The organism is Mesorhizobium sp. AR07 (assembly GCF_024746815.1).
In the GTDB taxonomy this organism is placed as follows: Bacteria; Pseudomonadota; Alphaproteobacteria; order Rhizobiales; family Rhizobiaceae; genus Mesorhizobium.
Window position 1 is genome coordinate 2,916,597 of sequence record NZ_CP080525.1, and the last position, 25,350, is coordinate 2,941,946.

General features: G+C 63.4%; 26 protein-coding genes. 13 read left to right on the top strand and 13 right to left on the bottom strand.

Annotation, left to right across the window (positions count from 1 at the left end; translation table 11 throughout):
• Positions 1-36: 36 nt before the first annotated feature.
• The 6 genes from BPNPMPFG_RS14885 to BPNPMPFG_RS14910 form a co-directional block, all read right to left on the bottom strand.
• On the bottom strand, positions 37-1,464 hold the full coding sequence (locus BPNPMPFG_RS14885; RefSeq protein WP_258596190.1) for an amidase: 1,428 nt from the start codon (positions 1,462-1,464) through the stop codon (positions 37-39).
• Positions 1,465-1,585: 121 nt separating this feature from the next.
• On the bottom strand, positions 1,586-2,620 hold the full coding sequence (locus tag BPNPMPFG_RS14890; RefSeq protein ID WP_258596192.1) for an ABC transporter substrate-binding protein: 1,035 nt from the start codon (positions 2,618-2,620) through the stop codon (positions 1,586-1,588).
• Between the two features lie 22 nt (positions 2,621-2,642).
• The gene (locus BPNPMPFG_RS14895) at positions 2,643-3,449 is read right to left on the bottom strand and encodes an ABC transporter permease (protein WP_258596194.1); all 807 of its coding nucleotides are present in this window, start codon (positions 3,447-3,449) and stop codon (positions 2,643-2,645) included.
• On the bottom strand, positions 3,442-4,362 hold the full coding sequence (locus BPNPMPFG_RS14900) for an ABC transporter permease (protein ID WP_258596195.1): 921 nt from the start codon (positions 4,360-4,362) through the stop codon (positions 3,442-3,444). The genes BPNPMPFG_RS14895 and BPNPMPFG_RS14900 overlap by 8 nt, the downstream gene beginning before the upstream one ends.
• Positions 4,362-5,456, bottom strand: coding sequence for an ABC transporter ATP-binding protein (locus tag BPNPMPFG_RS14905; RefSeq protein ID WP_258596196.1), 1,095 nt, complete (start codon positions 5,454-5,456; stop codon positions 4,362-4,364). The genes BPNPMPFG_RS14900 and BPNPMPFG_RS14905 overlap by 1 nt, the downstream gene beginning before the upstream one ends.
• A 141-nt stretch (positions 5,457-5,597) precedes the next feature.
• Entirely contained in the window at positions 5,598-7,265 is a 1,668-nt protein-coding gene (locus BPNPMPFG_RS14910) for an amidohydrolase (protein WP_258596197.1), read from the bottom strand.
• Positions 7,266-7,434: 169 nt separating this feature from the next.
• Between BPNPMPFG_RS14910 and BPNPMPFG_RS14915 the strand changes: the two genes are divergently transcribed.
• Positions 7,435-8,466, top strand: coding sequence for a histone deacetylase family protein (locus BPNPMPFG_RS14915; RefSeq protein WP_258596198.1), 1,032 nt, complete (start codon positions 7,435-7,437; stop codon positions 8,464-8,466).
• Between the two features lie 40 nt (positions 8,467-8,506).
• Here BPNPMPFG_RS14915 and BPNPMPFG_RS14920 read toward each other — a convergent pair whose 3' ends face one another.
• Complete coding sequence (locus tag BPNPMPFG_RS14920) at positions 8,507-9,700, bottom strand: TMEM43 family protein (RefSeq protein ID WP_258596199.1); 1,194 nt, start codon at positions 9,698-9,700, stop codon at positions 8,507-8,509.
• Between the two features lie 580 nt (positions 9,701-10,280).
• Between BPNPMPFG_RS14920 and BPNPMPFG_RS14925 the strand changes: the two genes are divergently transcribed.
• Together BPNPMPFG_RS14925 and BPNPMPFG_RS14930 are read left to right on the top strand one after the other, a co-directional pair.
• On the top strand, positions 10,281-10,991 hold the full coding sequence (locus BPNPMPFG_RS14925; RefSeq protein ID WP_258596200.1) for a helix-turn-helix transcriptional regulator: 711 nt from the start codon (positions 10,281-10,283) through the stop codon (positions 10,989-10,991).
• A complete protein-coding gene (locus tag BPNPMPFG_RS14930; protein ID WP_258596201.1) occupies positions 10,988-11,758 on the top strand; it encodes a helix-turn-helix transcriptional regulator in 771 nt (256 codons plus the stop codon). The genes BPNPMPFG_RS14925 and BPNPMPFG_RS14930 overlap by 4 nt, the downstream gene beginning before the upstream one ends.
• 82 nt (positions 11,759-11,840) lie before the next feature.
• Here the strand turns inward: BPNPMPFG_RS14930 and BPNPMPFG_RS14935 are convergent, their stop codons facing one another.
• From BPNPMPFG_RS14935 to motA, 6 genes are read right to left on the bottom strand one after another with little or no spacing between them, the layout of a single operon-like run.
• Entirely contained in the window at positions 11,841-12,278 is a 438-nt protein-coding gene (locus BPNPMPFG_RS14935; RefSeq protein ID WP_258596202.1) for a BspJ family T4SS effector nucleomodulin, read from the bottom strand.
• Positions 12,275-13,357, bottom strand: coding sequence for a flagellar biosynthesis protein FlhB (flhB, locus tag BPNPMPFG_RS14940; RefSeq protein ID WP_258596204.1), 1,083 nt, complete (start codon positions 13,355-13,357; stop codon positions 12,275-12,277). The genes BPNPMPFG_RS14935 and flhB overlap by 4 nt, the downstream gene beginning before the upstream one ends.
• A 9-nt stretch (positions 13,358-13,366) precedes the next feature.
• Positions 13,367-14,377, bottom strand: a complete 1,011-nt coding sequence (locus BPNPMPFG_RS14945; protein ID WP_258596205.1) for a flagellar motor switch protein FliG — start codon at positions 14,375-14,377, stop codon at positions 13,367-13,369.
• A gap of 43 nt (positions 14,378-14,420) precedes the next feature.
• Positions 14,421-14,804 (bottom strand): flagellar motor switch protein FliN, encoded by a 384-nt coding sequence (fliN, locus tag BPNPMPFG_RS14950; RefSeq protein WP_258596206.1) that lies wholly within the window; start codon positions 14,802-14,804, stop codon positions 14,421-14,423.
• Between the two features lie 17 nt (positions 14,805-14,821).
• Positions 14,822-15,769 (bottom strand): FliM/FliN family flagellar motor switch protein, encoded by a 948-nt coding sequence (locus BPNPMPFG_RS14955; RefSeq protein ID WP_258596208.1) that lies wholly within the window; start codon positions 15,767-15,769, stop codon positions 14,822-14,824.
• 32 nt (positions 15,770-15,801) lie between these two features.
• The gene (gene motA / locus BPNPMPFG_RS14960; protein WP_258596209.1) at positions 15,802-16,677 is read right to left on the bottom strand and encodes a flagellar motor stator protein MotA; all 876 of its coding nucleotides are present in this window, start codon (positions 16,675-16,677) and stop codon (positions 15,802-15,804) included.
• Positions 16,678-16,825: 148 nt separating this feature from the next.
• On the opposite strand from motA, the gene BPNPMPFG_RS14965 reads away from it, so the two are divergent.
• From BPNPMPFG_RS14965 to BPNPMPFG_RS15010, 10 genes are all read left to right on the top strand, one after another.
• Complete coding sequence (locus tag BPNPMPFG_RS14965; RefSeq protein ID WP_258596210.1) at positions 16,826-18,637, top strand: DUF1217 domain-containing protein; 1,812 nt, start codon at positions 16,826-16,828, stop codon at positions 18,635-18,637.
• Between the two features lie 7 nt (positions 18,638-18,644).
• On the top strand, positions 18,645-19,367 hold the full coding sequence (gene flgF, locus BPNPMPFG_RS14970; RefSeq protein ID WP_258596211.1) for a flagellar basal-body rod protein FlgF: 723 nt from the start codon (positions 18,645-18,647) through the stop codon (positions 19,365-19,367).
• 3 nt (positions 19,368-19,370) lie between these two features.
• A complete protein-coding gene (gene fliI, locus BPNPMPFG_RS14975) occupies positions 19,371-20,789 on the top strand; it encodes a flagellar protein export ATPase FliI (RefSeq protein ID WP_258596212.1) in 1,419 nt (472 codons plus the stop codon).
• On the top strand, positions 20,770-21,561 hold the full coding sequence (locus BPNPMPFG_RS14980) for a hypothetical protein (RefSeq protein ID WP_258596214.1): 792 nt from the start codon (positions 20,770-20,772) through the stop codon (positions 21,559-21,561). Before fliI ends, BPNPMPFG_RS14980 begins: the two co-directional genes overlap by 20 nt.
• 80 nt (positions 21,562-21,641) lie before the next feature.
• Entirely contained in the window at positions 21,642-22,022 is a 381-nt protein-coding gene (gene flgB / locus BPNPMPFG_RS14985; protein ID WP_258596215.1) for a flagellar basal body rod protein FlgB, read from the top strand.
• A 1-nt stretch (position 22,023) separates the two neighbouring features.
• Positions 22,024-22,440, top strand: a complete 417-nt coding sequence (gene flgC, locus BPNPMPFG_RS14990) for a flagellar basal body rod protein FlgC (RefSeq protein ID WP_258596216.1) — start codon at positions 22,024-22,026, stop codon at positions 22,438-22,440.
• Positions 22,440-22,766: a flagellar hook-basal body complex protein FliE gene (fliE, locus tag BPNPMPFG_RS14995; protein ID WP_258596217.1), complete on the top strand. Its 327-nt coding sequence runs from the start codon at positions 22,440-22,442 to the stop codon at positions 22,764-22,766. Before flgC ends, fliE begins: the two co-directional genes overlap by 1 nt.
• Before the next feature lie 11 nt (positions 22,767-22,777).
• A complete protein-coding gene (gene flgG, locus BPNPMPFG_RS15000; protein WP_258596218.1) occupies positions 22,778-23,566 on the top strand; it encodes a flagellar basal-body rod protein FlgG in 789 nt (262 codons plus the stop codon).
• A gap of 3 nt (positions 23,567-23,569) precedes the next feature.
• Positions 23,570-24,109 (top strand): flagellar basal body P-ring formation chaperone FlgA, encoded by a 540-nt coding sequence (gene flgA / locus BPNPMPFG_RS15005; protein WP_258596219.1) that lies wholly within the window; start codon positions 23,570-23,572, stop codon positions 24,107-24,109.
• The gene (locus BPNPMPFG_RS15010; RefSeq protein ID WP_413776856.1) at positions 24,106-25,347 is read left to right on the top strand and encodes a flagellar basal body P-ring protein FlgI; all 1,242 of its coding nucleotides are present in this window, start codon (positions 24,106-24,108) and stop codon (positions 25,345-25,347) included. Before flgA ends, BPNPMPFG_RS15010 begins: the two co-directional genes overlap by 4 nt.
• Positions 25,348-25,350 lie beyond the last annotated feature (3 nt).

The window sequence follows — 25,350 nt, forward strand, 5'->3', positions numbered from 1 at the left end:
ATGTCCCGGCTGAGCCCGGCACGGCCGCGCAGCCCCTTACAGTTTCGGCCGGCTGGCCTTTTCTCCGTACCAGCCACCCAGTGCTTTTTCATAGGCCATGCCGGCGCGGAACACGTCCTCGTCGCAATAGGTGCGGCCGATGATCTGGATGCCGGTCGGCACACCGTTCTTCGCATGGCCGGACGGCACCGACAGCACCGGGCAGCGGCTCATCGTGTTGAACGGCGTCGTCATCACCCAGCCGAGCGCGGGATTGACCAGCTTGCCGTTGATCCTGACCTCGTCCTTCGTCTGGTCGAAATCGGCCGGCACCGACGGCAGCGCCGTCGTCGGGCAGATCAGCACGTCGTATTTCTCGAGCAGCGGCCCAAGCGTCGTGTACATGCGGCCGGCCACCTCCAGGCTGCCGACGAAGTCGGTCGCCTTCGAACTGGCGCCGTCCTCGGCGAACTTGCGGGCATAGCTGGTCATCTCATCGGCATGATTGGGCAACAGCTTCGACAGGAACGCCCCGAACAGGTGATGCAGATAGGCGAGCCCGGCCTCCAGCACCTCCGGTCCCCAGCCAAGATCGACCTCCTCGACCTGCGCCCCCAGAGAGCGGAACACGTCCAGCGCCTTCTTGGTGTTCTTGACGACTTCGGGATCGACCTCGAAGCCGCCGAGGTCCATCGAATAACCGATCTTCCAGCCCTTGATCGGCTTGAACTTGGTCGGCAGCGTCAGCTTCGGCCGCAGCGAGGCGATGTCGAGCGGGCTCGGCCCGGTCATCACGTTCTGCAGCAGGATCGCATCCTCGACCGTGCGCGCCAGCGGCCCGGTGTGGCAATAGAAATCGAGGTTGAAGGGCGGGTCGTCGGGATTGCGGCCATAGGGCGGCTTGTAGCCGACGACACCGCAGGTCGAGGCCGGGATGCGGATCGAGCCGCCAATGTCGGAGCCGGTGGCGATCGACGAGGTGCCGGAGGCAAGCGAGGCGCCGGAGCCGCCCGACGAACCGCCGGGCGTGAACTTGGGATTCCATGGGTTGCGGGTAACGCCCCACAGCCGCGACCAAGTGTAGGCCGCGCAGGAAAACTCCGGCGTCGCCGTGCGCGCATGGACGATGCCGCCAGCCTTGATGATGCGCTCGTTCATGGTCGAGGTGATGTCGGCGACGAAGTCCTTCATGATCAGCGAGCCGCCGGTGGTCGGCTTGCCCTTGATATAGCTTTCGTCCTTGATGCCGACAGGCAGGCCTTCGAGCGACCCTGTCGTCTTGCCCTTGGCGTATTTCGCCTCGGCCTTTTTCGCCAGCGCCATCGCCTCGTCATAATGCGTGTTGGTGAAGGCGTTGATCTTGTCCTTCGTCGCCTCGGCGCGGCTGATGACCGCTTCCATCAACTCGACGGGCGAGAGCTTTTTCGCCTTGAAGCGCTTCAGCGCTTCGCTGGCCGGCATGTAGCAAAGGTCGAGATCGGTCATTTCAGGCGTGCCTCCGGATGCGTCGGTTTTGGCCGGACGTCGTTTATGTCGGGTCGTGTCTAAAACCAGAATGGGAAGAACCCGGCGGCATTCGCCGCCGGGTTCTTGGGATCCCCCGCGGCTACTTCTGCAGCTCGGTCCAGATCTTGGTGTACATGGCCTGGACGTCGGGCGGGCAGCTCAGCATGAACTTGCCCTTGCTGGCGAACTCGGCAGGAATGTTGATCTGCGGCGCATCCTTCATGTCGGCCGGCATGAATGCTTCCGAACCCTTGATGCCATTGGCATAGCGCGCGAACGCCGAGATCAGCGCCGCGTTCTCGGGATCCATGATGAAGTTCTGGAACAGCTTGGCGTTGTCGACGTTCTTGGCGTCCTTCAGCACCGCCACATTGTCCATCCAGATCGGGAAGCCTTCCTTCGGATAGCCATAAACGATTTTCGGATCCTGCAGGTGAGCGCGGAAGGACGCGCCGTTCCAGTCGACACCGGCCGCGAAGTCGCCCTTGGTGAACTTCTCGATCGAACCGTAGTCCATCGAAATCCACTTCGGCTTGGCCGCCATCAGTGCGTCGCGCACCTTCTTCAGCACTTCCTTGTCGCCGGTGCAGGGCTCGCCGCCTTCATAGGCGATGGCAAGATGCATGACGTCGGCCATTTCGGGCACGACATTGACCTTGCCAGCCAGTTCCGGCGGCGGATCCATGAAGATCGCCGAGGTGTTGACGTCGCCCTTGTAGACTGAGGTGTTGACTGTGACGCCCGTCGTGCCCCACTGCCACGGAACCGTGTATTTGCGGCCCTTATCGAACGGAACATCGACCCATTTCGGATCCATGTTCTTGAAGTTTTCCATCTTGTTGGGATCGGTCTCCAGCAGCAAGCCTTCCTGGATCCAGATCGGCACGAAGCTGGCCGAGGGCACCACGATGTCGAAGCCGCTGCCCCCCTGGCGGATCTTGGCTAGCGCGGTGTCGTTGGAATCATAGTCGGTCAGCGTTACCTTGACCTTGTACTTTTCCTCGAACTTCTTGATCAGGTCCGGGTTGGTGTAGTTGCCCCAATTGTAGATGTTGAGTTCGCCGTCGGCTCGCGCAATACCGGCCGAAGCCAGTAACGCGGCGCCGATCGCCGTCGCGGTCAGTTTCCAGTTCATTGCTTCTCTCCTGTCGTTTTTGTCATTCCTGATCCTTTTTCCTGCTGACGAAAAAGAAGACGGTGACGATCAAGATCGAGATCAGCAGGAACACCGTCGAAATCGCATTGATCTCCGGCGTCACGACGCGCCGGAGCTGGCCGAGCATGTAGGTGGGCAACGTGTCCTGGCCGCCCGACTTGACGAATTCGGTGATGACGACGTCATCCAGCGAAATGACGAAGGCGAGCATCAGGCCGGCAAGGATGCCGGGCCACAGCAGCGGGAAGGTCACGCGCCGAAAAGCCTTCCAAGGCGTCGCGTAGAGGTCGGCCGCCGCGATTTCCAGCGACAGGTCCATGTTCTCCAGCCTTGCCCGGATCGGCAGATAGGCGAACGGAATGCAGAACGCCGTGTGCGCCGCGATCAGGTAGCCAAGGCCGGAATAGCCGGTCCAGATCTTGATGCGCGAGAAGAAGATCAGCAGTGCCACCGCGGTGACGATCTCCGGCACCATCAGCGGCTGGTTGATGAAGGCATATTTGAAGCCGAGACCGGGATAGCGTTTGGTGCGTGTCGTGGCGAGTGCCGCCATGGTGGCGACGATGGTGGAAATGATCGCCGCGACCGAGCCGATCTGCAGCGAGCGGATCGAGGCGTCGACGACCTGATCGTTGTTCCAGGCCTGGTAGAACCAGCGCAGCGACACGCCCTCCCAGATAGCGATCGAATTGCCGGCGTTGAAGGCATAGACGACAAGTGTCGCGATCGGCAGATAGAGCGCGAAGAAGCAGATCATCGCGACGGTGGTGAAGCCGGTCTGCTGGCGGACGTCGAAGCGGCTAGCCATGCGAGCCTCCCTGGCGTCCGGCGGAACGGACATAGAACAGCAGCGCCACCATGACGATCACCATCAGCGTGATCGACAGTGCCGAGCCAAGCGGCCAGTTGCGCCCCTGTCCGAACTGCAGTTCGATCAGATTGCCGAGCATCAGGTTCTTCGCGCCGCCAAGCACGCGCGGCGTCACATAGGCACCAAGCGCCGGGATGAAGACCAGGATCGAGCCGGCGATGATGCCGGGCTTGACCAGCGGGATGATGATGCGCCTCAGCACCTGGAAGCGGCCGGCATAAAGATCGTAACCCGCCTCGACCAGCCGGAAGTCGATCTTCTCCATGCTGGCATAGAGCGGCAGCACCATCAGCGGCAGATAGACATAGGTCATGCCCAGCATCAGCGCGAAATCGGTGAACATCATCTGGATCGGCGCATTGATGATGCCGAGCTTGATCAGCAGTGTGTTGACGATGCCCTCGTTGCGGATCACCTCCTGGATGGCGAAGGTGCGGATAAGCAGATTTGTCCAGAACGGAATGGTGATCAGGAACAGCCAGATGTCGCGCTTTCGCTCCGGCCGCGTGGCGATGAAATAGGCGGTCGGGAAGCCGAAGATCAGTGTGAAGATCGTCGTGAAGAACGACAGCTTGGCCGAGCGCCAGAAGATCGACAGATTGGCATCGGCGAAGGACAGCGTATCGTCGAACATATCACGCTGCAGCAGCACCGATACCCAGCCGTCGGTGGAGAACTTCCACACCACGTCGCCATAGGGCGCGGGCGTCAGGAAGGAGTAGAGCACGACGATCAGCAACGGGCCGGTCGCCGCGAGCAGGATGATGATCAGGGCCGGCGCCGACAGCAGCCAGCGTGAGCGGATATCGCGCCGCTCCGCTTCCCGGGAGACTTCCTGAGCGGTTGCCATCAGTCCCTCAACACCTGCGCAGCGTCGTTGCCGATGGCGATGCCGACCTTGTCTCCCTGGTCGAATCCGCAGCCGGCGCTGCGGCTGTTCTGCTGACGAACGGTGAAAGCCTCGCCGCTGTCCAGGCGCACCTGGATATGCGTGTCGGTGCCGAAATAGACGATGTTCTCCACCACCCCGGCAAGGTCGCCCTTGGCGGTGGTCAGCTTGGCGTGTTCGGGCCGCACCACCACCGTGGCATTGTCCTTGGGCTGGAACCCTTCGGCCACCGTGGCATCGATCGTCGCCCCGGATTTGAGCGTCGCGCGCGCCTTGCCGTTGCTGACGCCGGAGATGGCCGCGGTCAGGAAATTGGTCTCGCCGATGAAGTCGGCGACGAAGCGTTCCGCCGGCTTGTCATAGATGTCCCAGGGAGAACCGACCTGCAGGATCTTGCCCGACGACATCACCGCGATGCGGTCCGACATGGTCAGCGCTTCTTCCTGATCGTGAGTGACGAAGATGAAGGTGATGCCGGTCTCGTGCTGCAGCCGCTTCAGCTCGATCTGCATCTCCTTGCGCAGCTTGTAGTCGAGCGCGGAGAGCGGCTCGTCGAGCAGCAGCACCTTGGGCTGCGGCGCCAACGCCCTGGCCAGCGCCACGCGCTGCTGCTGGCCGCCGGAGATCTGGCTGGTGCGGCGCGCGCTGAGCGCCTCCATCTTGACCAGCTTCAGCATCTCGGCGACGCGTGCCTTGATCTCGGCCTTCGGCTTGCCCAGCATTTCCAGGCCAAAGCCGATGTTCTCGGCCACCGTCATGTGCGGGAACAGCGCATAGGACTGGAAGACGGTGTTGACCGGCCGCTTGAACGGCGGCAGTGGCGCGATGTCCTGGCCGTAGAGCAATATCTCGCCGGCGCTCGGAAAGTCGAAGCCGGCAATCAGCCGCAGCAACGTCGTCTTTCCGCAGCCGGAAGGGCCGAGCAGCGTGAAAAACTCGTTCTCGCGGATGGATACCGAGACCGTGTCGAGGGCAGCGACCCGACCCTCACCTGATCCGAAAATTTTGCTTACCTTGACAACTTCAATCGCATTCCGATCCGGTTTGTCCGGCACGATTACGCCTCACTGTTGACCCCGCTCTTGCCGGCGGAGTTTTCCCCTGTTCGATGTGAACACAAGGCCGGTATGTTGGCAAGCCCGGCACTGAATCACAGTTCAGTTAGCAGCTCAGGGCTAGCAAGCCCCATGCCATCGTCATGCCTGATAGGTGACCTTGCCGCCGCAGATCGTCGTCAGCGGCCGCACCATGTGCAGGTCGACCGGCGCCGTCTTCTCGATATCGGCCGACAAAACCACCAGATCGGCCAGATAGCCCGGCTTCAGGCGGCCTTTGCGGTGCTCCATGAATTCCGCATAGGCGCCTTCAACCGTGTAGCCAGCGAGCGACTCGTGCAGCGAGAAGCTCTGGTCGGGGTCGCCGTCTGCCCAAGGTTTGCGCAGCACTGCCGCCTGAATGCCCAGGATCGGGTCGATCGGCGACACCGGCCAGTCCGACGCGAACACGACATGCGCGCCGGCATTCTTCAAGGTCCGCCACGCATAGCTCAGCGGCCAGCGGCTGGCGCCGATGCGCGACACCGTCGGCTCCAGCGGCAGGCCCATCGTGCCCGGCGGATGCGGCGGCTGCATCGAGGCGATGACGCCGAGTTCGGCAAAGCGCGGCACATCGGCGGCGGTGGTCACTTCGATATGCTCGACGCGATGCCGGCTGTCGCGCTTGCCATTGGCCTTCTGCGCCGCCTCGTAGCCGTCGAGCACGGCGCGCACGGCGCCGTCGCCGATCGAATGCACGGCGATCTGCAACCCGCGTTTGTCGATGGCAACGGCCAGATCGATGAACTGCCGCGGTGTGAACAACGGCTCGCCGACCCAGTCGGGCCGATCCGCATAGGGCTCGATCATCACCGCCGTCCAGGAATCGAGCACGCCGTCGTAGAACACCTTGACCATTCCCGACGAGAGCCACTCGCCCTGGTAGCGTTCGGCCATGTCAGACGCCTTGTCGAGCGCCTCGTGCGTCATGAAGTTCTTGTAGTGGAACGGCACCTGCACCCGGCACAGCAGCCCACCCTCGGCCTCGATCTCGGACAACAGCTCGAGCTGGTGCAGATTGCCGTCCATGTTCTGGATCGAGGTGATGCCGTGCCTGGCGCACCATTCCAGCCCGCGGCGCATGATCTCCCGGTCGGAAGCCTGCTCTGCCGCCGTCGGCTTAGGGTTGGGCTCGCCGCCGGTCGACAGTCCCAGCCGCACGCGGCTCTCGCCAGCCAGGTCGATCAGCGGTCCGAAGGCCTCGCCTTCGCGCAATTCGCCGCTGGCCAGGCCATCATCGCCCATGACGATCTCGTTGCCCGGGCCAAGCTCTTTGCCTTTAAGCAGGCCGGCCAGCTCCAGCGCCTTGGTGTTCGCCCACATCGTGTGATGGTCAGGTGCTGCCATGACGAAAGGCCGGTCCGGCAGGATACGGTCGAGATGATGGCGGGTGACCCGCTCGCTCGCCGACAAGATTGTGTAGTCGGCGCCCTGCGCCTGCAGGACGGCCTGGTGCGTCCGACTTGCGGCATAATGGCGCACGGCTTGCGAAAGCGCGTCAAAACCATGCACGCCCATCAATTGCAGATGATCGAGCTCCGCCGCGCCCGCGAAAAGATGCATGTGCGCTTCGATGAAGCCGGGCACGACCGAGCCGCCGCCGGCGTCGATGACGCGTGTGCCGGGGCCTTTGAGACCGAGCACGGTGGCGCGATCTGCGATCGCAATGATTTCATTGCCCTTGATGGCTATGGCCGAAGCGCGGGGAGTATCGGGATCCATCGTCAAAATACTGGCGTTCTCGACGATCAGATCGGCCGTTAGCGGCATAATTTTCTCCCGTTTGAACTTAGGCTAGCAGAGTATTGGCGTCTGGCAAGCCGTCCGGTGGCGGTTCACGGCAACACTCTGGAATGCCCCTTGGCGGCGTTGAAACTCTCTGTCACAAAGCAGTCTGCCAACCCTATCCGAACAAATTGAACAGCGAGCCGGCGCCAAGATGAAGACTGTTTTCTCACCTCTCCACGCCGGCCATGCCGGGCAGATGGAACTGGTCACAAGCGCCATCGTGCCGGGTTTCGAAAAGCCGTCGCGGGCCGAATTCATCAAGGCGCGGGTCGAAAGCGAGGGACTGGGTCCGATCGTCCTGCCGCTCGAGCACGATCTTGCCGCCGCCAAGCGCATCCACAAGGCCGACTACATCGACTTCCTGCCGACAGTCTGGCCCCAATGGATCGAAGCCGGCTTCAAGGGCTCGGCGATGCCCTTCACCTGGCCGACGCGCGGCCTGCGCGGCGACGTGCAGCCAAAGCGTATCGACGCCCTGCTCGGTTACTATTCCTTCGATGCCGGCGCCACCTTCGTCGAAGGCACATGGGCCGCGATCAAATCGTCCTATGACGTGGCGCTGACCGCCGCCGGCCTGGTCAAGGCCGGCGAGGCATCCGCCTTCGCGCTCTGCCGCCCGCCCGGCCATCATGCCGGTGCCGGCTTCATGGGCGGCTATTGCTTCATCAACAACGCCGCCGTCGCCGCGCAATGGTTCCGCGACCAGGGCGCCAGCCGCGTCTCCATCCTCGATGTCGACTACCACCACGGCAACGGCACGCAGGAAATCTTCTACGACCGCGCCGACGTACAGGTCCTCAACCTGCATGGCGATCCGATGGTCGAATATCCGTTTTTCCTCGGCCATGCCGACGAACGCGGCACCGGCGCCGGCGAAGGCTTCAACATCAACTATCCGATGCCGTTCGGCACCGACTGGGACGCCTGGAACGCCTCGCTGGAAGATGCCTGCGCCAAGCTCGCCGCTTACGCGCCCGATGTCGTCGTCGTTTCGCTCGGCGTCGACACGTTCGAGAAGGACCCGATCAGCCAGTTCAAGCTGAAGACATCAGACTATCCCAAGATCGGCCGCCGCATCGCCAAGCTCGGCCTGCCGACTCTGTTCGTTATGGAAGGCGGCTATGCCGTCGAGGAGATCGGCATCAACGCCGTCGGCGTTCTGACCGGCTTCGAGGATCGATAGGAAAACAGGGGGCGGCTTGCGGGCGCCCCCTCGTTCCCAACTAGGCAGCTGCGCCAGTGCTCGCCGCTTCTATCGGCGCGGCTGCCTTGCGCGATCGGCCCAGGTAGTAGACGGCCGCCGCGGCGATGACACCGGCTGCGAGAATTCCCGCCGCCAGCACAGGCCGATACCAGAACCAGGCAATCGCAATCGTCGTCGTGCCGACCAGGATCGCCAGGAAGAAGGCGATGATGCCGGTTCCCATGCGCGCCATGCTGCCCAGGAACGGAATGACGTCGAGGATCACCCCGATCGGGCTGAGGAACAGGGCAAAGCCGATCGTCAGCAGCAAAAGGCCGGCGGCGCGCAGCAGCCAGGTGATCAGCGTGTTTGCGCTGACCGCCTCCGCAAACATCTTGTCGGCCGAGACAGTGCCGGTGTCGACCATCAGCAATTGGTCGCCGGCCACCGTCTGGTAAGGTTCGAACCGGCTGCCGGCCTGGCGCGCAACGATGCTGACCACGCCGAGCGGCGCAAGTTCGTAGCCGATGCGGTAGTCGCCCAGCGCCGGCGCTGTCGTGTCCGCACCGAGATAAATCTTGCCGTCGACGATGCTGAGTGGCCTGGTGCCGGTATAGGCGGCCTTGATCGCAGCCGACTGGTCAGGCGACAGCGGGTACGCTTTGTCGCCCTCTATGCGGTCAAGCACGAGCTGGTCGAGCGTGAAAGCGCCAAGCTTGCCTTCCGGAATCTGGAAGCTGCGGCCGCTGATGGCCATCGCCGGATTCTGGTGGCCGTCCGGCTTCTTGAAGTCCGATGAATCGATCTGCTTGTCGTCCCACACCTTCGAATAGCTGTAGGTCGTCTCCGTCTCCTCGCCGCCTCCAAGCTTCTTGGTGGTTTCGGATTTGGATTCTTCCTTCCACTGGTACATCTCGACGCCGCGCGACAGCCGCAGGCCCTGGGCCGCGATGCCAAAATCCGGGTCGGACAGACCACTATCCGCCGCCACCGGCCCGCTGACATGCACCAGTTTGCCGTCATTGGCCGCATCGACGCTGTCGGCGCCAGCCGAAACCACGGCGCCGGCGCCTTCGGCCAGCGAGCGCGCCGTCTGCACCGCACGCCCCTCGTTCCAGAACAACCCGACCACCATCAACACGATCAGGAGCAGGCCGAAGAAGACCCCACCGACCGCGCGCTTGATGCGCCCGAACCACGAAACGGACGTAACTTCCCGAAATGAATCGCTCATCGTTTCCCCCGAAACCCAAAGTGCAAAAATTTGCACGCGGCCGCCGGCCGCGCATTGAACCGATAAATTGGCGTGAATCCTCGCGCCGCAATCCTTGGCCGAAGCACAGGAATGCACCCACCTACATCATGCCCAGCCCGACCCTTCCCCGCCGGTCGTCGAAAACCTATCGAAATCGATTTGCCCTCGATACAGCAGCTTTGCAACAACGTCCGGCTTTTTCGCGTCGGGTGTTCAGTGCCCGAGAGGCGGCGAAAAGGCCTGGGAAGCGGCCTCTGAGTCGCATGCGAGTCCACCAGATTCGATTTTGTCAAATCGCGTTTGATGTCGGATTCATCTGCGGGTAGATTAGACCCGAATCAGCCGGTCCGAGGGGGGCGCGGCGACCACCCAAAGTCTCACGTTCCGGAGTTTTCCGGCACCAGACGCGGACGGCTTCGCGTTCCCTGAATGGATTCGAATCTGGTTGGCGCAGCCCTGCGCCACGCGTGCGTCTTCGTCAAAGTAATGTGTATTCGGGTTCGGCGGCTGTCATCCAGCATCCGGACAGCAGAAACGATTCCGGCCAAAAGCAACAAGAATGAGCAGTCCCGCCGCGCTTCTTCAATCCGACACATTGGGCTCGCGCCTGGCGTCGCGCGGCGATCTCACCAGTTTTTTCATGCAGCTGGCCGCCGAGATCGGCGCCGACAGCTACATGCTGGTCGCCATCGTCCACGATCAGGATCGCAACGACGCGCGCATCGTTTCGTCCAACTGGATTTTCGACGCCATCGAGCTGATCGGCAAGCGGCTGATCGCCGGGCTTGCGCAAGGCGCGCTCACCGTCGCACCCGGCATCCGCCCGAGACAGCTGGTGGCAGCCCAGGCGCCCGAGACAGATGGATTGATCACCGGTGAGGAGGCTCGCCTTCTCGACGTGCTCGGCCATGCCGAGGTCTATTCACTCAGGCTGAATGTCGGCCGCCAGCGCCTGTTTGCCTTGTTCTCGGCAGCGACGGCCGGCAGCATCGACCCACCGGCGCTGATGCGGGCGCAGCTGAAATGCTGCTACGCGCTTTCGCACATCCCGCAGCTGATTGCCGCCGCCGCCATGCAGGATCCGCTGTCGGACCGCGAGCGCGAATGCCTGTTCTGGGTCTCCGAAGGCAAGACCACCGACGAGGTCGCCGTCATCCTTGGCGTCTCCTCAAACACCGTCAACAGCTACATCACCCACGCCATCCAGAAATTCGCGGCCAGCAACCGGGCGATGGCCATCGCCACGGCGATCAGGAGCGGCATCATTTGAAACAAGCCGATATCAAGGAGGCTGCCGAGGCCCTTTTCAACGAGCAGCGCAACCCGTTCGGTGCTTTCTCGCTCGGCTCCGAAACCCATCACGCCGTCACCATTCCCGATGCCGTACGCCGCTGCCGCTGGATCGCCGTCGACATCAACGCTTCGGCCTTTGGCCTGTTCTTCGTCAGCCCGTCGCCGGAGCGGGCACGGCTCGTTCCTTGCCTCGATTCCGACTATCCCGGCATTGCGGTGGCGACGAAGTTCATTTCAGGCGCCAATGGCGAGGAGATCGTGCAACACACCCGCGACTCGACGGAGCCGCGCTGGTGGACGGACGACGGCGTCGCCGCCATGACGGAGATGTTCGGCAATCTGGCCTGGACCGAGCAGACGGCGCCGCTGGCGCCCGGCACCAGCGGCATCGCATTCCCCGTCCATGCCGACCGCGGCCAATGCGGCCTCGTCGTTTTCCTTGGCTCGGAGATCGCCTTGCGGCAGGACGCGCTCTACGAAATCCACGCCCGCTGCTTTTCGCTGTTCGCCGCTGTCGCCCGCATCCGTCCAGGCGATGCCGGCCGGATGCGTTCGATCTCCAAGCGCGAGCTCGAATGCCTGAAGCTGACCGCCAATGGCAACACCAGCGAAGAGATCGCGCGTCTGCTGAAACTGTCGGTGCACACCGCCAACCAGTACCTGACCCAGTCGACCCAGAAGCTCAATGCCGTCAACCGCAACCAGGCGGTGGCCAAGGCGCTGCGGCTTGGCTTGATCGAATAGGGCAATTCCAATGCATGTCGCCCAAAAGTGGGCCTGGTTTTGGGAAAACGACGGCCGCCGGCGGCTCGAAAACGATCGATGGTCAGCGAAAGGCCAGCGGCTCGGCCTTGCGGACTCGCGCCTGTTCAATCACCGCCTCCAGCAGGGCGGTGTTGTGCTCGGGGTCTTCGCCCGGCTTCTCGAACGACACGTAGTTCACCAACACCGACGCGCCAAGCTCGCTCAGCGTCAGCTGGAAATAGACGGTAACGCCCGGCGGCCTCAGCTCCAGATCGAGCACGATGCGCGGACTGCCGCTCCAGTCGACATGTGCCTCGCCGCCATGGCCCAGCCGCAGCGTGCCCGGCATGAAGAACAGTTCCACCGCTGAATCGACCAGATCCGACAGGCACGCGAAATGCTCCAGCCGAATGAAGGCGATATAGTCGGCGACATCGATCAGTCGGAGTTCCCCCACCACTTGCTCGATGGCGCTGGCGACGATGATCTCGCGGGAATTTGCGTGCGGTTGCCGGTTCATGAAATCTGTCTGCGCTCAGCCTTTTTCGAGTAGACGACCCGCACCAGTTCGGCGACGGCCTGGTAGAATTGCGACGGGATCACATTATCGACCGAAACTTGCTTGTACATGGAGCGGGCGAGCGCCACGTCCTCGAAGATCGGGATGTTGTTTTCCCGCGCGATCTCGCGGATCTTGAGCGCCACCAGATCCTGCCCCTTGGCAAGCACCAGCGGTGCCGCGTCCTCGTCGCGGACATATTTCAGCGCGATCGAGAAGTGCGTCGGGTTGGCGATGATCAGCGTTGCGCGCGGCACCGCCGACATCATCCGGTTGCGTGCCCTGTCGCGCGCCAGCGAGCGCAGCCGCGACTTGACGATCGGATCGCCCTCGGACTGTTTGAACTCGTCCTTGACCTCCTGCTTGCTCATGCGCAGGTCCTGCCGCCAGTGGAAGCGCGACCAGACGATGTCGATAGCCGCGATCAGCCCCATGACGAAGACGATCGCCACCAGGATGTCGACCGCGATGCCACGAATGACGAGGCCGAAGGCAACCGGATTGGTGATCATGCCGGCGAGCAGCTTGCGGTGGTCTTCCGACAGCGTGAAGGTCAGCACGACGATGGCAAAACCGACCTTGCCGAGTGACTTCAGGAACTCGACCCAGCCCTGAACGCCGAACAGCCTGCTCCAGCCCTTGGCGATCGAGATGCGCGAGAGTTGCGGCCGGATCCTCTCGCCGACGAATTGCGGCATGTTCTGGAACACCGAGGCGCCGACACCGGCAACGGTCAGCAGCACCAGCAGGCTGAGGATGGCGCGGCCCACCTCGAGAATAACGATCTTGTAGAGCGCGATGACATCGGTCTCGGTGTCCATCGGCCAGGCTTCCGGCTTCTCCAGGAACATCGACAGGAACATGCCGAGATTGATGACGGCGTCCTTGGCGTAGAAGACGGTGAACACCAGTATGGCAACGAAGGATGCGAGCAGCGCCGTTTCCCGCGAATGGGGCAGCTTGCCCTGTTCGATGGTGTCGCGGATCTTCTTTTCCGTCGCCTCTTCGGTTTTCGAATCCTTGTCGACCGCGTCAGCCATGTCGCGGTCTTAGGCGGCGTTCTGGGTCGAAGGAAGTTCGAAGGCGCCTTCGCGCGACAGCCGGATCGTCGTCGTCACGATCGTCTTGCGGGCCGCCGTGATGTCGGCAAGCGGAACGCCGTCCGACCCTTGTCCGAGTTCGGCTTCGATCATGCGCCGCGACCGCGCCCCGATCGCCGACAGCACCGCCTCCGCAAGTCCGGCCGGAGTGCCGCGCAAGGCCAGCGTGACCAGTTCGGTCGACAGCCCGTCGAACAGCAGCACCCGCGCTTTCTGGGTCAGCAGCGGCAGGTCCTCGAAAGCGAACAGGCGGGCTCGCACGCCGTCGAGATCGGGCGTTCCGGCGGCTTCCAGGTCTAGCATGACCTCCTCGAGCAGCGGCTTGTCCAGCTCGTTGAGAACGCTGGCGACGCGCGCCTGCCCGGCCGACGTATCCTTGGTCGAGGTTTCCGTCAGCACGCTGCTGCGAAGCCGGTTTTCGACGATCCTGGCAGCAGCGTCCGGAACATTGGCCATCGTCACCATGCGCTTGATGATTTCGCCGCGCGCCGCCTTGGTCAGCGTCAGGAGCACGCCCGCCGCCGTTTGCGGCGCAAGCTTCGACAGCACCATGGCCGCGGTCTGCGGATGTTCGCCGGCCAGGAAGGCGCCAAGCCGCGCCGGTTCGAGCTTCTCGAGCTCGGGCCAGATCGGCGGCGGGCCTTCCGGCGCAACCTCGAATTTCCTGTCGCCCATGATGGCGCTCATCTCTTCGGGCGAGAGCGATTCATTGAGGATGGTATCCATCCTGTCGGCGGAATCGAGCAATCCCGCCCCTTCGGTGAATTCGGCCTCGAATTCGGCGACGATGCGCTCGAGATCGCTTTGCGGAATGGTCCGCAGCAGACGGGCGCCCTCGATCAGCGCCTTCAGTTCTTCCTGCTTGAAGAATTTCAAAAGACGGCTGGCCGATGGCTTGCCCATCGCCACCAGTATGGCGGCCGCCTTCTGCGCGCGGGTCAAGGTCACCGGCGTCGTCATGCCTCTCGCCTCCGCTGCCAACGGCAAGCCCCGCACCCCATGTCTAGGCGCCCTTCGTGCCGGCGATGATTTCGGTCAGCCTGATGCCGAAGCGCGAGGGATCGCTTTCCAGCACGGTGATCTCGCCGCGCGCGATCTTGCGGCCGTTGACCACGACGTCGACAGGTTCGCCAATCCGGCGATTGAGCGCCACCGTCGATCCCTTCTGCAGCGCCATCAGGTCGGAGACCGGCATCTCGGTGCTGCCGAGGATGATCTGGACATCGACGGGGATATTCATGATGACGCTCGAATTGGCTGATGAAGCCCTGAACGCCGCATCCGGGCGTTGCTCCTCTTCATGCAGGACCCCGCGCAATTCTTCGATGGCACGGTCGAGCTGCTCGTCGGGCTGGTCGAGGTCGGCTTCCGCCTTGGTCTTGGCCATGCGTCGTCTCCAAATGCTCAGGCTTGTCCGGCGGCAGCCGGCATCAGCCCGTCGATAAAGTCCTGCCCGGCATCGTAGGGATGCCTGATTCGGACGGTGTAATTCTGACCCAGTTTGCCGAACTCGCATACGAACAACGTCTTGCCGCGCGCACTGAGACGCGCCTGCGACTGCGCCGTTTCCTCGAATTCGATGATCTGGCCGACTTCGAAACCGGCGAGGTCGCCGAGTGTCAGCCGCGCCAGCGGCATGGTGGCTTCGAGCGCCACGGTGGAGCGCATCACCTCTTCGGAAAAGCGCGCGCGCCAGCTGGGGCCGTGATCGTCGTCGCTGACAGTGACGGCACCGTCGCGGCTGGCCAGCACGACACGCTGCGGCATCGTCACCGTGACGGTGCCGTTGTCGGCAGGCGTCGAGATGCCAAGGACGATGCGGATCGCCGCGCCGTCGCGCAGCACGTGCCGTTTCGCCTCGGTGCCCGACATCGCCCGCGGCACCGGCAGGCGCAGGTCGAGCGAACGCCGTCCCGATCCGTTCAGCGCCTGCGCCACCTGCTGGAACACCATGGTCGAGACATCGATTTCGATCTGCGACAGATCGCGCTCGATCGGCGATACCGGCAGGTCCGGGTCGCCACCGAACATGGTGCAGATCATGATCGCGATCGCCGGCGCATCGAGCACCAGGGTCATCGCATCGGACGACGCGGACGAGCCGACGACCGTCAGGGCAAACGTGTCGCCGGCGCGCGAACGCGCCTCTGGGACGCGGCTGACCTCGACGGATTTGAGATCGACAATCACCGGAACGCCAAGCTCGCCGGTCAGGCTCTTGTGCAGCAGCGGCACGGCGCGCTCGGCCATGGCCCGGCCGGCGTCGATGACCTGGTCGGCCTCGCCGCTGTCGCCGACGAGACGCTCGATGATCAGCGAGCGCGCTTCCGCGGAGCTTCCCGGACCGCTCATGACAATGCTGGGACCGCTCTGTGGCGCATCGTTCAGGCAGCCTTCTTCTCGGCGGTGCCGGTGTTCATCGTGCTCTGCTCGACGGCATCGATCGTCGGCCGTTCATAGGACGAGATGGTCTTGCGGCCGAACTCGATCGCCACCTGCGGCAGCGCGCCGTTCATGTAGGCCAGCAGCGTCTGCTTGACGATGATGTAGAGACGGTTGTTCTTCTCGCGCACCGTCTTGATCTTGGTGGCGACGGGCCCGACCACCGCGTAGGACAAGAAGATGCCGAGGAAGGTGCCGACCAGCGCCGCGCCAATCAGGCCGCCGAGGATTTCCGGCGACTGGTCGAGCGCGCCCATCGCCTTGACCACGCCGAGCACGGCGGCGACGATGCCGAGCGCGGGCAGGCCGTCACCAACCGCCACCATTGCGTGATAGGCCTTCATCTTGTCGGACCTGATGGTCTGGATTTCCTCGTCCATCAGCGCCTCGATCTCGTGCGAGCGGGCATTGCCGATGATGATGATGCGGCAGTAGTCGCAGATGAAATTCATCAAATCGTGGTTCTTGAGCACGGTCGGGAAGGCCTGGAAGATCGCCGATTCCTCGGGATTGTCGATATGCGCCTCGACCTCGCTGCGCGACTTCGAGCGCAGTTCGCGCATCAGGCTGTGCAGCACGCCGAGCGTTTCGAGGTAGTTCTGCTCCTTCGGCACCGCCTGCTTGAACGCCTCGAGGATGGCCTTGCCGGTATCCTTGACGGTCTTCATCGGATTGGCGACCAGAAACGTCCCGAACGCGGCGCCGCAGATGACCACGGCTTCCCACGGCTGGACCAGCACCTGAAGATGGCCGCCCATGGCCATGAAGCCGCCAAGGACGCAGCCGAGCGTCACCACCAGTCCAATCAGAATGCCCACGAGCGGTCCTTCCGCGTTTCACGTCACGAGAAAGGGATAGTCCCCGTGCCTTGTGTGAGGCTTGAATCGAAGCCGCTGTATCCGATTCAGTTTCGCGCAAGGAAGTGAGGGTATCCTTCGTGAATTAGCTTCTGCCGGAGGCACGTCCTTGCTTAATACGTTTACCAGCTATCAGCTTATAGCCAGAGATATCACCAAGTCGATCACCCAGATCAGCAAGCAGCCTGTGGTCGATCGCGACACCAAATATTATTTGGACAACATCACCAAGGTCAAATCGATCGACGACTTCGTCAACAACGATCGGTTGTTCAAGTATGCCATGAAGGCCTATGGGCTGGAGGATATGGCCTACGCCAAGGCCTTCATGATCAAGGCACTGAAGGAAGGCGTCTCCGACCCCAACAGCTTTGCCAACAAGCTGACCGACAAGCGTTATGCCGACTTCGTGTCCGCCTTCAATTTCGCGGCCCGCGGAAGCGCTGCCACAAGCTACAATCCAGCCCAGCAGGGCGTTACCACGAACTACGCGCTCCAGGTCGATCTCGGCGCTTCGCCGTCCGGGTTCAGCTACTACCAAGGCGAGACGTCATATTATCTGACCAACGTCTCCAATGTGAAATCCATCGACGACCTGATGGGTGACAACCGTCTGCTGACCTACTCGATGGCAGCGTTCGGGCTTGATGCGGCGACCGAACCGCCCGCACGTGTCAGGGCGATGCTCGAAGGCGGAGTGAGCGATCCCGCCAGTCCCGCCAATCAACTGGCCGACAAGAAATACGCAGCCTTCGTCGCGGCCTTCGACTTCGCCCAGTATGGCGACCAGGCGACCTCAAGCGACGCGGTCCAGAAGGCAGTTCCGGCGGGATATGTGGCCGGAACTGGACTGGTGCTGGTCAAGCCGAACGCTCAATACATCAAGGGGGAAGCCGACTACTATGCGGCCAACATCTCCAACGTGAAATCGATCGACGATCTCATGGCGAACAAACGTTTGCTTACCTTCGCCATGGCCTCGTATGGATTGGATGCGGCCACCGAAACACCGCAGCAAATCCGCGCCATGCTCACCGGCGGCGTCAGCGATCCCAATAGCCCTGCAAACAGCCTGACCGACAAAAGATATGCCAATTTTGTCTCGGCGTTCAACTTTGCCCAATATGGCGAACAGACGACTTCGAGCGACGCGGTGCAGAAAGATACGCCGAAGCTCTACACCACCGAGTCGGCGCTTGGCCTCATCAAGCCGAACGCGGACTATATCCAGGCCGAGACGGCCTATTACCTTTCCAACATCACCAAGGTGAAATCCGTTGACGACCTGATGGCCGACAGTCGGCTGTATAATTATGCGCTGGCAGCCTACGGGCTGAATCCGGCGACAGAGAAACGGGATCTCATCCAGAGCGTTCTGGCCGGCGGCATCCGCGATCCCAACAGCGTCGCCAACAAGCTGACCAACAAAGCCTATGCCGGACTCGCGGCCGCTTTCAACTTCGAGCGGTATGGTGAGGCCGCCACCACCTACAATCCGGCACAGCAGCCGACGGTCGACAAATACCTGCGCCAGTCCCTGGAAGAGGATGCGGGCCAGACCAATCAGGGCGTGCGGCTGGCCCTCTATTTCCAGCGCAAGGCCCCCACCATCACCAACTGGTACGACGTGTTGGCGGACACGGCTCTTGCCAGCGTCGTGCGCACCGCGCTCGGGCTGCCCGATTCCTTCGCCACCGCCAACATCGACAAGCAGGTGCAGCTGTTCGAGCAGAAACTCAACATCTCGGATTTCTCCGATCCCGAGAAGCTCGGCAAGTTCCTGACCCGCTTCACCAGCATGTGGGAGATCAACAACCCGACTTCGTCGGCCGTCGCCTCGGTCAGCGTGCTCTTCGCGCAACCGACCTCGGTCGGTATCTCGACCGACCTGATGATGGCCATGCTGAAGCTGAGGTCCTGAGAGCATCATGCGGGACAGCCTGTACGTCGCCCTTTCCTCGCAGATCGCGCTCGAGCGCCGCCTCGACACGATCGCCGACAATGTTGCCAACGCCTCGACCATCGGCTTTCGCGCCACCGGCGTGAAGTTCGAGGACGTCGTCTCCGGCACCGGGCCGAAATCTGTATCCTTCGCGTCCTCGGGCAAGACCTATCTTTCCGGCGCGCACGGTGCCTTGACCGAGACCGGAAACCCGTTCGATTTCGCCATTCAGGGCGATGCCTGGTTCGCCATCGATACGCCGGTCGGCACCGTCATGACCCGCGACGGGCGCTTTTCGATGAACGAGAATGGCGAGCTGATGTCGATCGAGGGCCACCCGGTGCTCGACGCCGGCGGGGCGCCGATCCAGCTCGACCCCCGCAACGGTCCGCCCAAGGCCGGGGCCGACGGTTCGTTGCGCCAGAACGATCAGCTTGTCGGCTCGATCGGCCTCTACAATTTCGATCCCGGCGAGAACTTCGTCCGCTACGGCAATTCCGGCATCGTTCCGACGCGCACGCCAGAGCCCGTCACCGATCGCTCCGACGTCGGCGTCACCCAGGGTTTTCTCGAAGAGTCCAACGTCAATCCGGTGCTGGAGATCACCCGGCTGATCCAGGTGCAGCGCGCCTTCGAGAACACCGCCGCGCTGATGCGGCAGACCGCATCCTCCACCGACGAGGCGATCAAGACGCTCGGCTCGAAATAACCCATGTCGCTCGACCAGCCATCCCTGCGCGCGCCCGAAAGACAGCTCCAGCCGGCTCCGGAAGACCGGCTTGCCGCGCTGGAGCGGGTCTGGCGGCGTTTCAGCGACACCGAGACGCTGCTCAAGCGCGGCGGCCACGTCACCGAAGTCACGTCCACGCACTACAAGGTCCATGGCCTTTCCGACTTCGCCAGGCTGGGCGACATCGTCGAGCAGCGCGGCCTTGCCGGCACGCGCCGTGGCGAGATCGTCAAGATCGGCCGCGACGAGGTCGTCGTAGCACCCTTCGAACGCAGCGCCGATGCCGGCATCGGTGATGCCGTGTTTCGCCGCGGTCCGCTCGCGGTGGCGCCGCATGCGACGTGGCGCGGCCGCACCATCGACGCGCTCACCAGGGCGATCGATGGCGGCCAGCCACTGGTCAGGGGTGACGATATTTCGGGCGGCGCCCGGACGACGCCCGGCGCCATGGCGCGGCAGCGCGTCGGCACCGCCTTCATGACCGGCGTCAAGGTCATCGACATCTTCACGCCGCTTTGCTTCGGCCAGCGCCTCGGCATCTTTGCCGGCTCCGGCGTCGGCAAGTCGACGCTGCTCGCCATGCTCGCCGGCGCCGACGCATTCGACACCGTCGTCGTGGCGCTTATCGGCGAACGCGGCCGCGAAGTGCGCGAATTCCTGGAGGACACCATCGGCGACAGCATGACCAAGACCGTCGCCGTCGTCGCCACCAGCGACGAGAGCGCCATGATGCGCCGGCGCGCACCGGACACCGCCATGCGCGTCGCCGAACATTTTCGCGATCAGGGCCATCGCGTGCTTTTGGTGCTGGATTCGATCACCCGTTTCGCCCATGCCCTGCGCGAGGTGGCGACCGGAACCGGCGAGCCACCGGTCGCCCGCGGCTATCCGGCCTCGGTGTTCACCGAACTGCCCAAGCTGCTCGAGCGCGCCGGGCCGGGCGCCGAAGGCCCAGGGATTGAAGGCAGGGGATCGATCACCGCCATCATCTCCGTGCTTGTCGACGGCGACGACCACAACGATCCGGTCGCCGATTCCGTGCGCGGCATCCTCGACGGCCATGTCGTGCTCGACCGCGCGATCGCGGAGCAGGGCCGCTATCCGCCCGTCAACCCTCTGTCGTCGATATCGCGCTTGGCCGGCAAGGCCTGGAGCGTGGAGCAGCGCGCGCTGGTGACGCGCCTGAAATCGATGATCGCCCGCTTCGAGGACACGCGCGACATCCGTTTGCTGGGCGCCTATCAGGGCGGCGTCGATGCGGAGCTCGACATCGCCGTGCGCCAGGTGCCGCTCATCTACGAGGCGCTGACACAATCGCCGAAGGACCGCCCGTCGGCCGATCCATTCTCCGATCTCGCCCGCCATCTCAAGAGCAAGCTGAATGCCGATGCAGGAGACTGAACGCCAGTACACCGAGCGCGTCCTGCGCGAGATGATCGCCGAGGCCAACGCCGCGGAGCAAGCCCGGGCCGACGAAGCCAGGCGTGTCAAGGCAAAGGCTGCCCGCGCCATAGCCGCGAAGGCCGAGGCTGTTCTGGCCAGAGCTGCCAAGCCAACCCTGCCCAGGGCTCTCCAGGCAGAGGCTGGCGAGATGACACAAGCCAGCCGCGACTCGCTGATCGACGGCCTGTTCCCGCTCGTCGAATGGCCGCAGCCGCCAAAGGCGCAGTTTCCCAGGCTGAAAAAGAAGTCCGACCGGCGCAGTGATTTCGTCGTTGCCGCGCTCGGCCTCACGCTCGGGCTGATCTGCGCCCTGTTTCCCTGGTACATCTTCTTCAACCAGGAACAGTTTGGCGTCCAGGCGATCAAGTTCGGCGGTACCGGCACCAATTCGGGACGGGCGGGCGGCGGCGTGGTCGCCCAACGCAGCGCGCCGTTGACGGCAAAGGACGTTCCGGCGGCCGATCTCGATCTGCTTGCCACGGGAACCGTGCAGGATGATGCCAATCCCGCGCCGGCACCCGACGAGCAACCCTTTCCGGCCGATGCCGCGAAATTCCGCATGGTTCATGTCGCCAATGGCCGCGCCATGATCGAGGACGATGCAGGACTATGGATCGTCCAGCGCGGTTCGATATTGCCGGACTCCAGTCAGGTGTCTTCCATCGAGCAGCGCAACGGCAAATGGGTCATGGTCACCAGCACCGACCAGGTGATCGAACTCTCCAGGTAGACCGTCTCGGGCTTGCGGCCATCCGCAAGGTCCGCGCAAGACTGACGGCCTAGTCTTCGGGAACCTGCTCGGAGATTCCCATGGAGCCCGTTTCCCTTTTCGACCTCGCCACCAAGCAAGCGCAATGGCTGGCCGTGCGCCAGTCCGCCATCGCCGGCAACATCGCCAACGCCAACACGCCGGGCTACACGGCAAACGATGTCGAGCCGTTCGAAAAGGTGCTCGATCGCACCGCGGTGTCGCTGCAGGCCACCGAGGCCGGTCATCTCGGCAACGCCGCGACCAATGCCGGCTTCGCCATCAAGCCGCAGCAGGATGACGGCGTGGTCATGCCGTCCAAGAACTCGGTCGTGCTGGAAGACCAGTTAATGAAGGCCGGCGAGGTGCGGCGCTCCTTCGAGCTCAACACGGCGATCGTCAAGGCGTTTCATTCGATGATGATGATGGCGGTGAAGAGCTGACATGGATGCGCTGACCGCAGCCCTCAAAGTCGCAGCATCCGGCCTCGGCGCTCAGTCGGAGCGCTTGCGTGTCGTTTCGGAAAACCTGGCCAACGCCCAGTCGACCGGTACGGCGCCAGGTTCCGATCCGTATCGCCGCAAGACCATCAGCTTCGTCTCCGAGCTCGACCGGACCTCCGGCAGCTCGACGGTCGCGGTCAACTCCATCGATCGCGATCCCAGTGACTTTCCGGTCGAGTTCCAGCCCGGCAACGAGGCCGCCGACGACAAGGGCTACGTCAAGATGCCCAACGTCAATTTGCTGATCGAAATGGCCGACATGACCGAGGCCAACCGCTCCTATGAAGCCAATCTTCAGGTCGTCAAGCAGGCGCGCGACCTGATTTCCATGACCATTGACCTGATGAGGAACCAGTAATGATCAGCGGTATCGGAGCCCTTCAGTTCAAGTCGTCGATCGGCGGCGACGACGCGGTGACAAGCCTGCTCCAGGGCGGCGCGACACCATCGGCGGGTGGTAACATCGGCACCTCTTTCGCCGAGGCGCTGAGCCAGGCAGCCTCCAAGACCGTCAACACGCTGCAGAATGCCGAGCAGGTGTCGATGCAGGCGCTCAAGGGCGACGCCGATACCCGTCAGGTGGTCGACGCCGTGATGAGCGCGCAGCAGGCGCTTCAGACCGCCGTCGCCATCCGCGACAAGGTGGTTTCCGCCTATCTCGAAATCAGTCGAATGGGCATCTGAGGAATTCCGCCATGAAAGCACTCGCCATCGCCGCCACCGGCATGAATGCCCAGCAGACAAATCTGGAAGTCATCGCCAACAACATCGCCAACATCAACACCACCGGCTACAAGCGCGCACGCGCCGAATTCTCCGACCTGCTCTACCAGGTCGACCGCACGCAGGGCGTGCCCAACCGCGCCAACGCCTCGCTGGTGCCGGAGGGCGTCTCGATCGGCCTCGGCGTCAAGACGACGGCCGTGCGCAACGTGCACACCCAGGGCGAACTGACCAGCACCGGCAACAGCTTCGACATGGCCCTGACCGGCAGGGGCTGGTTCCAGGTCGAGGGCGCCGACGGCGGCACCCTCTACAGCCGCGCCGGCGCCTTCAACACCAACGCCACCGGCCAGCTGGTGACGGTCGACGGCGCCACTGTCATTCCGGCCATCACCGTTCCCACCGACGCCGTCGAGGTCATCGTCAACAAAACGGGACAGGTCTTCGCCCGCATCGACGGCCAGACCAACCTGCAGACCCTCGGTCAGCTTCAGATCGCCAACTTCGCCAACGAGGCGGGCCTGGCGCCGCTCGGCGACAATCTGTTCAAGGAAACCACGGCTTCCGGTCCGGCGAATGTCGGCGTGCCGGGCGATCCCGGCTTTGCCACCATCCAGCAGGGCTACCTCGAGGCCTCCAACGTCGACCCGGTCAAGGAAATCACCGAGCTGATCTCGGCGCAGCGCGCCTATGAGATGAACTCCAAGGTCATCCAGGCTGCCGACGACATGGCCTCCGTCGTTTCCAAGAACATCAGGTAACGGATGATGTCCATGCCGATCTCCTGCCCCGCATTCCGCCGCACCGCGCTCGTCCTTGCGCTGGTGGCCGGCGGCATGCCGGCTTTCGCCCAGGAGTCGACAAACCAATCGACAGGCCAATCGGCCACTCAGATCGCCGGCAATCAACCTGCCAGCGAGGTTGTATTGATCCCCAATCGGGTCATCTATCCCGGCGAGACCATCCAGCTCGCCGCCCTGAAACAGGTGACCCTCATTGCCGGCAAGCACAAGCCCGACGCGGTCGCCACGCGGGCCGAGGAACTCGACGGCAAGATCGCCAAGCGCACGCTGCTGCCCGGCCGCTACATCCCCTCCGCCGCCATCCGCGAGGCCTGGCTGGTCGAACAGGGCGCGTCGGTGCAGGTCTTCTTCATCGCCGGCGGGCTGACGATCTCGGCCACCGCCGTGACATTGCAGCCAGGTGCTGCCGGCGACCTCGTCAAGGTTCGCAACATCGACAGCGGCAAGGTCCTGTCCGGCACCGTGATGGCCGACGGAACCATCCAGGTCAGCGCTTCATGATGCGCGCGCTTGCCCTGATATTGACAGCCGTGCTCGGCCTGCAGCCGGCGCTGGCCGACGGCCTGACACCCAAGGCCAAGCGCGATCTCGCCGCCAAGAATGGCGGCGTCTACGACGATCCCGAATACAATCCGGCCACCACCAGCCGCATGTTCCGGGTTTCGTCCGGACCGAGCTCGCTGCCGCCGGGCCAGGTCGCTTCGCGCATCAAGGACATCGCCCAGCTGCAGAGTTCGCGCGACAACCAGCTGGTCGGCTACGGCCTAGTCATCGGGCTTGCCGGATCGGGCGACAGCCTGCGCAACTCGCCATTCACCGAACAGTCGATCCGCGCCATGCTCGAAAATCTCGGCATCGCCACAGAAGGCGGCAGCGCGCGCGCCAAGAACGTCGCCGCTGTCATCGTCACCGCCAACATGCCGCCTTACGTGCAGTCGGGCGCCCGCATCGACATCGACGTCTCCTCGATGGGCGACGCGACCTCGCTCGCCGGCGGCACGCTGATCATGACGCCGCTGAAGGCGGCGGACGGCGAGATCTATGCCGTCGGCCAGGGCTCGGTCATCGTTTCCGGCTTCACCGCCAAGGGACAGGCCGAGCAGCTGACGCAAGGCGTGCCGACCGCCGGCCGGGTGCCGAACGGCGCCATCGTCGAGCGCGCGGTTCAGGTCGAATTCGACGATCAGGCGACGCTGACGCTGCAATTGCGCAATCCCGATTTCTCGACCGCCATCCGCATCGCGGACGCCATCAACGACTATACCAGCCAGCGCTTCGGCATGCGCGTGGCCGCCGAGCGCGATTCGCGCACCGTGCAGATCAAAAGGCCGAAGGGTGTTTCAGCGGCCCGCTTCTATGCCGAGATCGAGAACCTGGTGGTCGAATCCGATACGCCGGCCCGTGTCGTCATCGACGAGCGCACCGGCACCATCGTCATCGGCAACGACGTCAAGATCTCGCGGGTCGCCATCAGCCACGGCACGCTGACGGTGCGCATCACCGAAACGCCGCGCATCGTCCAGCCCGAGCCTTTCTCCAAGGGCGTGACCGCCGTCGAGCCATTCACCGCCATCGACGCCAGCCGGCCCAATGCCCGCGTCGCCGTGCTTGACGGACCCGATCTTGAAACGCTCGTTTCCGGCCTCAACCGTCTCGGCGTCAAGCCGGACGGCATCATTGCCATTCTGCAGGGCATCAAGTCGGCCGGCGCCCTGCAGGCCGACCTGGTTCTGCAATAGGCG

What these genes read in the sequence shown, in the direction of transcription:
- BPNPMPFG_RS14885 (WP_258596190.1), bottom strand. Translation starts at nt 1,464, where the DNA reads ATGACCGATCTCGACCTTTGCTACATGCCGGCCAGCGAAGCGCTGAAG.
- BPNPMPFG_RS14890 (WP_258596192.1), bottom strand. Translation starts at nt 2,620, where the DNA reads ATGAACTGGAAACTGACCGCGACGGCGATCGGCGCCGCGTTACTGGCT.
- BPNPMPFG_RS14895 (WP_258596194.1), bottom strand. Translation starts at nt 3,449, where the DNA reads ATGGCTAGCCGCTTCGACGTCCGCCAGCAGACCGGCTTCACCACCGTC.
- BPNPMPFG_RS14900 (WP_258596195.1), bottom strand. Translation starts at nt 4,362, where the DNA reads ATGGCAACCGCTCAGGAAGTCTCCCGGGAAGCGGAGCGGCGCGATATC.
- BPNPMPFG_RS14910 (WP_258596197.1), bottom strand. Translation starts at nt 7,265, where the DNA reads ATGCCGCTAACGGCCGATCTGATCGTCGAGAACGCCAGTATTTTGACG.
- BPNPMPFG_RS14915 (WP_258596198.1), top strand. Translation starts at nt 7,435, where the DNA reads ATGAAGACTGTTTTCTCACCTCTCCACGCCGGCCATGCCGGGCAGATG.
- BPNPMPFG_RS14920 (WP_258596199.1), bottom strand. Translation starts at nt 9,700, where the DNA reads ATGAGCGATTCATTTCGGGAAGTTACGTCCGTTTCGTGGTTCGGGCGC.
- BPNPMPFG_RS14925 (WP_258596200.1), top strand. Translation starts at nt 10,281, where the DNA reads ATGAGCAGTCCCGCCGCGCTTCTTCAATCCGACACATTGGGCTCGCGC.
- BPNPMPFG_RS14935 (WP_258596202.1), bottom strand. Translation starts at nt 12,278, where the DNA reads ATGAACCGGCAACCGCACGCAAATTCCCGCGAGATCATCGTCGCCAGC.
- flhB (WP_258596204.1), bottom strand. Translation starts at nt 13,357, where the DNA reads ATGGCTGACGCGGTCGACAAGGATTCGAAAACCGAAGAGGCGACGGAA.
- BPNPMPFG_RS14945 (WP_258596205.1), bottom strand. Translation starts at nt 14,377, where the DNA reads ATGACGACGCCGGTGACCTTGACCCGCGCGCAGAAGGCGGCCGCCATA.
- fliN (WP_258596206.1), bottom strand. Translation starts at nt 14,804, where the DNA reads ATGGCCAAGACCAAGGCGGAAGCCGACCTCGACCAGCCCGACGAGCAG.
- BPNPMPFG_RS14955 (WP_258596208.1), bottom strand. Translation starts at nt 15,769, where the DNA reads ATGAGCGGTCCGGGAAGCTCCGCGGAAGCGCGCTCGCTGATCATCGAG.
- flgF (WP_258596211.1), top strand. Translation starts at nt 18,645, where the DNA reads ATGCGGGACAGCCTGTACGTCGCCCTTTCCTCGCAGATCGCGCTCGAG.
- fliI (WP_258596212.1), top strand. Translation starts at nt 19,371, where the DNA reads ATGTCGCTCGACCAGCCATCCCTGCGCGCGCCCGAAAGACAGCTCCAG.
- BPNPMPFG_RS14980 (WP_258596214.1), top strand. Translation starts at nt 20,770, where the DNA reads ATGCCGATGCAGGAGACTGAACGCCAGTACACCGAGCGCGTCCTGCGC.
- flgB (WP_258596215.1), top strand. Translation starts at nt 21,642, where the DNA reads ATGGAGCCCGTTTCCCTTTTCGACCTCGCCACCAAGCAAGCGCAATGG.
- flgC (WP_258596216.1), top strand. Translation starts at nt 22,024, where the DNA reads ATGGATGCGCTGACCGCAGCCCTCAAAGTCGCAGCATCCGGCCTCGGC.
- fliE (WP_258596217.1), top strand. Translation starts at nt 22,440, where the DNA reads ATGATCAGCGGTATCGGAGCCCTTCAGTTCAAGTCGTCGATCGGCGGC.
- flgG (WP_258596218.1), top strand. Translation starts at nt 22,778, where the DNA reads ATGAAAGCACTCGCCATCGCCGCCACCGGCATGAATGCCCAGCAGACA.
- flgA (WP_258596219.1), top strand. Translation starts at nt 23,570, where the DNA reads ATGATGTCCATGCCGATCTCCTGCCCCGCATTCCGCCGCACCGCGCTC.
- BPNPMPFG_RS15010 (WP_413776856.1), top strand. Translation starts at nt 24,106, where the DNA reads ATGATGCGCGCGCTTGCCCTGATATTGACAGCCGTGCTCGGCCTGCAG.